General features: G+C 60.6%; 10 protein-coding genes. 5 read left to right on the top strand and 5 right to left on the bottom strand.

The annotated features are described in order from the left end of the window. Both tnpC and CFR80_RS09940 read left to right on the top strand, forming a co-directional pair. On the top strand, window positions 1–664 hold a 664-nt coding region (gene tnpC, locus CFR80_RS09945; protein WP_110507294.1), incomplete at its 5' end, for an IS66 family transposase. Between the two features lie 255 nt (window positions 665–919). Continuing rightward, complete coding sequence (locus CFR80_RS09940; protein ID WP_232275794.1) at window positions 920–1,417, top strand: hypothetical protein; 498 nt, start codon at window positions 920–922, stop codon at window positions 1,415–1,417. Window positions 1,418–1,540: 123 nt separating this feature from the next. Here the strand turns inward: CFR80_RS09940 and CFR80_RS09935 are convergent, their stop codons facing one another. After that, window positions 1,541–2,059 (bottom strand): nucleoside deaminase, encoded by a 519-nt coding sequence (locus tag CFR80_RS09935; RefSeq protein WP_010515284.1) that lies wholly within the window; start codon window positions 2,057–2,059, stop codon window positions 1,541–1,543. A 96-nt stretch (window positions 2,060–2,155) separates the two neighbouring features. Beyond that, window positions 2,156–2,416, bottom strand: coding sequence for a hypothetical protein (locus CFR80_RS09930; protein WP_010515283.1), 261 nt, complete (start codon window positions 2,414–2,416; stop codon window positions 2,156–2,158). Window positions 2,417–2,532: 116 nt separating this feature from the next. Between CFR80_RS09930 and CFR80_RS09925 the strand changes: the two genes are divergently transcribed. Continuing rightward, window positions 2,533–2,850 (top strand): helix-turn-helix domain-containing protein, encoded by a 318-nt coding sequence (locus CFR80_RS09925; protein ID WP_010515282.1) that lies wholly within the window; start codon window positions 2,533–2,535, stop codon window positions 2,848–2,850. A gap of 82 nt (window positions 2,851–2,932) precedes the next feature. Continuing rightward, window positions 2,933–3,244 carry a hypothetical protein gene (locus CFR80_RS09920; RefSeq protein WP_010515281.1) on the top strand — a complete coding sequence of 104 codons (312 nt, stop codon included), beginning with the start codon at window positions 2,933–2,935 and terminating at the stop codon, window positions 3,242–3,244. Window positions 3,245–3,256: 12 nt separating this feature from the next. Here the strand turns inward: CFR80_RS09920 and CFR80_RS09915 are convergent, their stop codons facing one another. The 3 genes from CFR80_RS09915 to CFR80_RS09905 all read right to left on the bottom strand — a co-directional run bounded on the left by CFR80_RS09915 (window position 3,257) and on the right by CFR80_RS09905 (window position 4,917). Beyond that, entirely contained in the window at window positions 3,257–3,979 is a 723-nt protein-coding gene (locus CFR80_RS09915; RefSeq protein ID WP_010515280.1) for a M15 family metallopeptidase, read from the bottom strand. 43 nt (window positions 3,980–4,022) lie between these two features. Beyond that, window positions 4,023–4,253, bottom strand: a complete 231-nt coding sequence (locus CFR80_RS09910) for a DUF2171 domain-containing protein (protein WP_010508653.1) — start codon at window positions 4,251–4,253, stop codon at window positions 4,023–4,025. 199 nt (window positions 4,254–4,452) lie between these two features. Then, complete coding sequence (locus CFR80_RS09905; RefSeq protein WP_232275791.1) at window positions 4,453–4,917, bottom strand: hypothetical protein; 465 nt, start codon at window positions 4,915–4,917, stop codon at window positions 4,453–4,455. A gap of 212 nt (window positions 4,918–5,129) precedes the next feature. On the opposite strand from CFR80_RS09905, the gene CFR80_RS09900 reads away from it, so the two are divergent. Then, the gene (locus tag CFR80_RS09900) at window positions 5,130–7,670 is read left to right on the top strand and encodes an excinuclease ABC subunit UvrA (protein WP_010515278.1); all 2,541 of its coding nucleotides are present in this window, start codon (window positions 5,130–5,132) and stop codon (window positions 7,668–7,670) included. Window positions 7,671–7,759 lie beyond the last annotated feature (89 nt).

Here is a 7,759-nt window from a genome sequence, read left to right as displayed (position 1 = left end):
CTGGACCGGCATTTTGCAGTCAGACGCCTATGCGGGTTATAACACTCTGGCGAAACCGGGACGCCAACCCGCGCCGGTTGTCTCCGCCGGATGCTGGGCGCATGGACGCAGGGGACTGTTCAAAATCGCCGAGAGGGACAAGGCGCCCCTCGCCATAGAGGCAGTAGGCAGGATCGACGCCATATTCCAAGCCGAGCGCACCATCAACGGTACGCCCCCAGAACATCGGCTGGCAGTCCGTCAAACAGACATAGCCCCTCTGGTCGACGATCTGTTCGACTGGATGCGGGAGTGTTGCCGGCGCATGTCGACCAAAAATCCCGTTGCCCACGCCATGAACTATTTTCTACGGCGTGCCGATACATTCACACGATTCCTCACAGATGGCCGTATCTGTCTGACGAACAATGCAGCAGAACGCGCCCTACGCGGCATCGCCCTGGGCAGGAAAGCCTGGTTGTTCGCCGGGTCCGATCGTGGCGGAGAGCGCGCCGCCGCCATGTATTCCCTGATCGTCACCGCGCGCCTGAACGATGTTGATCCCCAGGCATGGCTCGCCGATGTCCTGGCACGGATCAATGACATTCCCAATCCACGCCTCCATGAACTCCTGCCCTGGCACTGGAAAGCCCACCAGCAGGTCCACAATACCATCGCCGCCTGAATACGCCCGCGTCTCTCGCCGGATGATTACGGGCAAGCTTTATCCGTGTCATATCGCGTGCACTCCCATTCACCGCCATGTCAGCTATTATTCTCATGGCAGATAGGACTTATTCGCATAACTTTCAAGATACGCACGGTGGCCTAAAAGGTTATTTTTATTTAATCCATGTCATGACATGAAATACAGGACCGTCCGTACCGGCCCCATCCGTGACAAGGATGGCCCGAACCAGTTCCTGTCATGGGGGATATCTTGCGTTATCTGTTCCTGTTTCTTGCCCTTATGTCCGGATATTGCGGCACCGCTGCCGCCCAGACATCTCCGTCACAGGTGATCAGTACATTATTTGCCGACAAGCTGACCATGATGGACCTTGGCCTGATCCGGGCCGAGCGCGCCATGCAGCATGAAATCGACAGCCTGCCCGACAGCTATGACAGCGACATGATGCCGGTGGCCGATTTCGACCCCCGGCGCAACAGCATACTGGTCGGCATATGGTATCAGGACCACGACAGCTTCACGCGTGGGCAATGTGACAAGCTATTGGAAACGATCAAGAAATCTTTCGGTACCCAGCCCACGACCATCGTCGCTTCATGGTTCCGCCATCACGGCTATACCTCACTGAAGGATGCAGGGCAGTTCTATACCGGGCTGCGCAATATCATATGGCTGGTGGTAACCGATGGCGAGCGGGCCTGTTCCTATTCCATGGCCAACGGACAGACCACGACCAATGGGTTCTGACGGCATGGACCTGAAAATCATAAGCAGTTTCTGGTGAAGCTTTTTCAGAAAGCTTCGGAAAAATGCCGCCTATTTCCCAAATAAGCGACACACCAAAATTTCCATTTCCCCATCAATGGATGATCAGACAGCCGACGTGTTCTTTTCCCGCCAGAAGGTACGCTGCAATTCAGCAGCTTCATCTTCCAGCAGGGGACCGATGACGGCCACCGGTCGCTGGCCCGCCGCGAACACCATGCGACAGGGCAGGTCCAGCGTCGGGTTTTCGGGATGGTTGCCCGTTATCTCCTTCAGGCTGGCCTCGCTCTGTCCATAGACCACGCGGCCGATCCCGCTCCAGTACACCGCACCCGCACACATCGCACAGGGTTCGGCGGAAGTGTACATGGTGCATGACGCCAGCATGTCCGGCGCATAGGTTTTCGATGCCCGTGTGGCAAGCAGGCGTTCGGCATGGGCAGTCATGTCGCCACCTTCCGCCGTGTAACCATTCCCCTGTTCCATCACCACGTTGCCCTGGGCATCCACCAGCACGCAGCCGAAAGGATGGTCGCCGCCCTGACGCGCGCGCTCCGCCACGGCAAAGGACTGCCGCAGGAAATGTTCATGATCCAGATCGGGCAGGCAGGTCGGTTCGGTCATTCCATATCCATGCAAAAAGGGTTTTCCCCTTGCTTCTGCCGGTTCCCGATTTCATTTTCAAATGGAAATATTCAGGCCCCGCCCCACTGAATGGGATCAGTCCCCACCCGTGAGCTGTGGGTGTTCGATCTCCATGCGGACCGTTTCCATTTCGTCATCCAGATAGCCAAGGATATCCGCCCCGTCATATGCGCCATCAAAGCAATCGGCCGCCAGTTCCGTCCGGATCGTCTCCAGACGGTCAAGGCGATGCCGGAGCTGCGTGACATAGGACGCGACCCATGCGGGTTCTTCCGGTTCGAATCGGGCGTCGATGTCAGTCTGGGTACAGCCTGCGGGCAAATGGGGATCGTGCATGATGTGTCCTTGTATGTGTATGAAAAAAATACACAAACATCTGGCAGGCATGATTATATTTTTTCTATCCTCACTATTTTCTTGCTGCATGTGTATTTTTTTAACACAAGTGTCGTATGGAATATGCACACAAACACGCGCAGAGCGTACAGACATCCCCCACACCCTGTCGCCCACGACTGGACTGGGCGGCCATTGCCCCGGCCATTGCGCAGTTACGCAGGCAGGGCTGCTCTAATCGTGAAACCGCGCGCAGGCTGGGCCTGAACATCAAGACACTGGAGGCCCACCTGCGCCGCCACCGCATCCGCAATGCCCTGCCCATGGACCGGCCGGACCAGGTACGCCGCACCTGCCTGAACTGCGATACCGCCTTTGTCGCGGATGGCCGTTTCCTGCGCCTGTGCCCGGACTGCCGGGCCATGTTCAGCTAAGCGGCTCACATTTATGTGCAACCGGAACCCGGGTAGCGTTTTCATAGTTGAGGATTCATCATACCACGGCAGGAACCCGCACATGGATACGCATACGTCTTCGTCCACGACACCATCGGGCACAACCCCCGCATTGACCCGTATCCAGTTCCGCCTGTCCCTGCATCATGACCATCCCACACTCCCGTCCCGCCGCCGTGTGCGTTCACTGACCGCGCTTGGTCTGGCACTGGTGCTGGCGGGCACGGGGCTGAGCGCGTGCAAGCGCCACCACGAAACCACGGGCGAGAAAATAGATCATTTCGGTGACAAGATGCAGGATACCTTTGACCCGCCAAAGGGACCGGCGGAAAAGGCCGGACGTTCGATCGACCGCACCATCCATAACGACTGATGCCGGATCCGGTCAGCGTATGGGGGTGTTCCCGACCGTATCAAAAGGCAGGTCCATGACCGGATAATCCTGCCAGTCAACATAATCGAAATGCCACCATTCCTCGGCCAGCGGCAGGAAGCCGCTTGCCGCCATGATACGGGCCAGCAGGTCACGCCGGGCACGCGTCCCGGCATCACCGCCCGCATAGGTGACATGGGCACGCGGCGTCATTTCATCAAATCCCGACGGCATGGACACGACCTGGCGCGTGGCCAGATCCCAAAGGGTCAGGTCCACGGCGCATCCACGGTTGTGGCGTGAACCGACAGCTGGATCACCAACGAATTCATACAGGGCTTCCGGCACCGCCTGCCGGAACAGGTAACTGACATGCCAGGGGCGATAGGCGTCATAAACCAGCAGTCCATAACCATGTCGTGCCGCAAGCCCGCGCGCATGGGACAGGGCAAGGGCCGCCGGACGCTGCAGGAAGGCGCGCGCAGCGGGGTAGATGGGAAACCCCAGAAAATTCCGCGCCGTGGCGTACCGGATATCCAGCGCGATGGCCGGATCAACCTGCGTGATGTCAACCAGATCGGACACCCTGCGTGATGGCGCGAAGACCGGCATGCGCACGGCCCGCGCCTGGGCCAGCAGTACCTCAGGCGCATGCTGCAGTGGCACGCGAAACGTATCCCCATCCGGCCGCGCATCTGCAACCGGGACAGCCTGCCGTTGCGTTTCATGCGGCATGCGCGGCACTTCCCATCACATCAGGCAGTCAGCGTACCATCATTCAGGCGGGTGGAGTATAGGACTGTACATCTTCCAGCGTATGGCTGAGCAGGATCTTGCCGCCATCGGTAGACTGCACCCATGATACGGGAATGGTGAAGGTACTTTCCGCCGGACCATCAACCGTGATCTGGATGGTAGCATTGGTGTTGACGGCTGTCAGCGTGCCCATACGGCCCGAACCTGTCGCGAACACATCCTGGCCCAGCATGGACTGCGTTACATCTGTCATGAATTTCCCTTCCCTGCGCGGCATGAAACACCGCGCTACCCTGTCGGCCTGAACCCCGCCATCATTACAGGATCATCCAGTCACGGGGCCGCCCTGACACCACTGGCCGGCAGACAGGCTGCGATTGATGTCGCCACAGACGTGGCGTCCGGATGCATGCCCCGCATAACACACGCCGGGGACACAAGTTGCCCTGCCCTCAGTTCACGCCAAACTGCTTGCGCTGGGACATAACCCTGTTCAGACGTTCGTTATAGCTATGGTAGGTGCCACGGGGCACGCAACCCATTTCCTCCAGGTCCTCAAGCTTGATGCTGTCATTCAGCCATGAATTGACTTCATTGAACTCGACTTTCTGCGGCACTTCGCGGCCGCTGAAGATCACCGGGTCATCCTGTCCCTGCACATAGCCGAACTTCATGAACACCCCGCCGGCGGGCGGATTGTGCGGGGCCATTTCGCCGCACACCACCGATGTCGCATCCATGGGGTGCACCGCAACGTTGCGGAATGTCACCCCGTGCGGATCAGGCAGCGTGGCCGCGACGTGACGCTCGGCCTCGGCAATGACGGGCGCCGTCTCCCCATGGCGGGCGGCACCCGCCGCGTGGGCCGCCCCGGAAAACAGGCATATCGATGCGCCCAGTATGATGAACCTTTTCATGCTTCCGCCTGCCCTGATCGTTCGTTCTGTATCAATCTTCCTGATGCGCTGCCCTGTCCCATCGGTCAAGCGGGTGGCCCACGACCTTTCCATATATAATTATTAAACGTGCGATAACAGAATAAACCGGGCCAGACAAAATCTCACTCCCGCGTTATAACGGGGGCACAGACGCACCGCCGTAACCGGCACATTGCATGAAGGCTTCGTCCATGTCGCAGCGCCCCCCTTCCGATCCCGCCCCCGATTCATCCGACCGGGCGGATTTCGTACATGTGCGCGGCGCGCGCGAACACAACCTGAAAGACGTGAACGTGGACATGCCGCGTGACCGGCTGGTGGTGTTCACCGGGGTTTCAGGATCGGGGAAATCATCCCTCGCCTTCGGGACGCTGTATGCTGAAGCGCAACGACGGTACCTGGAATCCGTATCGCCCTACGCACGGCGGCTGTTCCGGCAGATGCCGGTGCCCGACGTGACCGCAATCGAAGGGCTGCCCCCCGCCATCGCCCTGCAGCAGCAGCGCGGCACAGGCACCGGGCGGTCTTCGGTCGGCAGCATCACTACGCTGTCGAACCTGCTGCGCATGCTGTATTCCCGCGCGGGGCATTATCCCGCCGGGATGAAACGGCTGGAAGCTGAATCCTTTTCCGTCAACACCCCCATGGGGGCATGCCCGCAATGCCATGGGCAGGGGCGGATCATGGACACCACCACAGCCCTTCTGGTTCCTGATGACAGCCTGTCCATCCGCCAGCGCGCCGTGGCTGCCTGGCCCACCGCATGGCAGGGACAGAACCTGCGTGACATCCTGATCACCAAGGGTGTGGACGTAGACTGCCCATGGCGCGACCTGCCGCAGAAAACGCGCGACTGGATCCTTTATACCGAGGAAACGCCAACCTATCCCGTCTATCCCGGGTTGGACCACGCTGCCGTGCAGCGCGCGATACGTGACCATGTGCCGCCGTCTTATAATGGCACGTTCACCGGCGCGCGGCGGTACGTGCTGCATACCTTCGCCACGTCACAGAGTGCCAACATGCGCAGGCGGGCCGAACGTTTCCTGACCGCCACCCCATGCCCAACCTGCCATGGACAGCGCCTCAACCCCGATGCCCTGCGCGTGACGCTGGCCGGTCTGAACATTGCGCAGATGACGCAGCAGACCCTGTCCACCATCGCGCACACGCTTGCCCCGCTGGCTGACGGCACGCAGGTGCTGGCGGAAACACCGCAGGCGGGTGATGCCACCGCCATTGCCGCCCGCCGCATGGCCGCCGACCTGATCGGCCGCATCGGCGTGCTGGAACATCTGGGACTGGGATACCTGCAGGCCGACCGGTCCGTCACCACCCTCTCACCGGGGGAATACCAGCGGCTGCGGCTGGGAACACAGATCCGTTCCAACCTGTTTGGCGTGGTGTATGTGCTGGACGAACCCTCCAGCGGGCTGCACCCGGCGGATGCCCATAACCTGCTGGATGCGCTGGAGGGGTTGAAGGCAGCCGGAAATTCGCTGTTCATCGTGGAACACAACCTCTACCTGATCCGCCGCGCGGACTGGATTGTCGATGTCGGTCCCGATGCGGGCACGCGCGGGGGAAAGGTGCTGTACAGCGGGCCGCCCGACGGCCTGCGCAACGTGAAGCTGTCACGCACCGCGCCCTACCTGTTCGCCAGTGATGCGCCGATTGCGGGCACGCCACGCACGCCGAAGGGGTGGCTGAAACTGGACGGGATCACGTGGAACAACCTCCGTGACCTGAGCGTCGAAATCCCGCTGGGCACGTTCGTGACCGTGACCGGCCTGTCCGGGTCGGGCAAATCCAGTCTGGTCAGTCAGGCGCTGCCCGCCATCATCGCCCGCGCGCTGGGGCAGAAACTGGTGCAGGACACCGACGGCGAGGACATCGGGGACATGCCCATCGGCACACCGCAGGGACATGTTGCCGCAGGCGTCGGCCAGATCAAACGGCTGGTCATGATCGACCAGAAGCCGATCGGCCGCACCCCGCGTTCCAACCTTGCGACCTATACCGGCCTGTTCGACACCATCCGGCAGATGTATGCCGCAACCGACCTTGCGAAATCACGCGGTTACGATGCAGGCCGCTTTTCCTTCAACCTGCCGAAGGGCCGCTGTCCCACCTGCGAGGGCGCGGGTTCGGTCATGGTGGAACTTCTGTTCCTGCCCAGTGTCTATTCCCCTTGCCCCACCTGCCACGGCACGCGTTACCAGCCGGATGTGCTGGAAGTCACGATACGCGGGAAATCCATTGCTGACGTTCTGAACATGACGGTGGATGACGCGGCCACGTTCTTTGCCGATACGCCATCACTGGCCAACGCACTGGGTACGCTGCAGCAGGGCGGTCTTGGCTACCTGCGACTGGGACAGCCCGCAACCGAGCTGTCGGGGGGCGAGGCGCAGCGCATCAAGCTTGCGACCGAACTGCAGAAGCAACGCCGGGGCCATACGCTGTATATCCTTGATGAACCGACAACCGGCCTGCATCCGGCGGATGTGGACCGGCTGCAGACCCATCTGCAATCGCTGGTCGATGGCGGCCATACTGTGGTGGTGGCCGAACATGACATGCGGGTGGCAGCGCGCGGGGACTGGATCATCGACATGGGACCGGGCGCGGGGGATGCCGGCGGCCGGATTGTCGCCGCAGGCACGCCGCATGATGTCGCCCGCGCGCCAGACAGCCGCACCGCGCCGTTCCTGCTGCCGCTGACGGGCTGAAAACCACCAGAAGTTTTGTGTGAAGCTTTTTTCAAAAAGCTGCGAAGAACGCCGCCTTTTAAAAAAGGCGGCACCCAAAATTTTTATTA

Origin of the sequence: Komagataeibacter oboediens, assembly GCF_003207815.1 — a bacterium.
Classification (GTDB): domain Bacteria; phylum Pseudomonadota; class Alphaproteobacteria; order Acetobacterales; family Acetobacteraceae; genus Komagataeibacter; species Komagataeibacter oboediens.
Note: the sequence above shows the minus strand (reverse complement) of the source record. Positions and strands in the feature narration are given on the sequence as shown.